The organism is Acinetobacter sp. ANC5681, assembly GCF_023488045.1.
Taxonomy (GTDB): domain Bacteria; phylum Pseudomonadota; class Gammaproteobacteria; order Pseudomonadales; family Moraxellaceae; genus Acinetobacter.
Map to the genome: position 1 here is coordinate 1 of NZ_JAMFKZ010000078.1, position 1,141 is coordinate 1,141.

The window sequence follows — 1,141 nt, forward strand, 5'->3', positions numbered from 1 at the left end:
GTTATTTCTGACTCATTCACGTTGTCATATATATGGGTCATGTTGCCCCCGAACACTTCAAGTGTTCGGGTAATGGTTGAATATTTGAATTTCATGATGGTTGATCTCCATCATTCGCAGCGTTTTCTTGTTGTTCAAGTTCAAAGCGGCGTTTTTTTACATATCCCATCAAACGTGGTTGTATGTCAGGATGGCGGGCAGATACATCGATCTCTAAAGCATCTAAAGCTGTGAGATCAGGTGCATTTTGAATTTGAACCATTAAAGATGGTGGTTCTTTAGGTTGAACTTTTGATTGCTCTTGAAGTTCACACAATCTTTTACTGATTAATGAAAGCAGGGGCTTACGTTGATCAGTTGTCCAGTGATGTGTCTTTTCTACAACACTATTTGCTTCATCTGATGATTGAGCATGAATTACGACTGCAGATAGATCGGCATATTCAATTTCGTATTGAGATTTATTGCCAAGGTCTAAATATGGTTTGTCATTATGGAATCGAGTCCACTCACGTTCTTGAGTCTCTTCATCAACTTTTTTAGCTTGTGCTACAGCAGCAGCGGCAATATTTTCAAAAGGAACGGGTGATTGTTCTTTTTCAAACGAAGCACTTTTCAAATTGATACGTGTTGCCAGTTCTGCACTTTCAACTTCTGTTAAGTCACCGTTAGAATTGATGCGGGTGCGAATAGCTTTAATTTCTTCAGAAGACACAGCGGCATTAATCTCATCTACAAATGCATCACATAGAACTGAAAGCTCAGGATCTGCTGTATTTGGACTAGGGCTTTGTATGCCAATAGGTCCAAGAATATCATCTAAAGAAGTGTCATCATTAGTTTGCTGTTTGCTTTCACTAGTTTCATTTTGTTCTGTTGATTTCCGACTACGCTTCTTTTTCGGTTGCTCTGCGAGTTCTAAATTTACCTGAATAGGTGTACCACCAACTGCTTCACAGAATGCTTTATATTGTAGTTGAGCATTTTCAAAATCACGCTGAACAAATCCACTATGAATGCCATCGACTAATTCATCAATATTTTCGTTGAATTTATATTGAAGAATCACAGCATGGGGTTGGATTAAAAATACATCTTGTCCTTGCTCAATCTCATCAATTGTTAAAGGCTTGGTAAACTT

At 38.1% G+C, this 1,141-nt stretch carries 1 protein-coding gene; it reads right to left on the minus strand.

Features of this window, described 5'->3' with window-relative positions; genetic code table 11:
• Positions 1-91: 91 nt before the first annotated feature.
• On the minus strand, positions 92-1,141 hold a 1,050-nt coding region (locus tag M5121_RS15795; RefSeq protein WP_283772320.1), incomplete at its 5' end, for a hypothetical protein.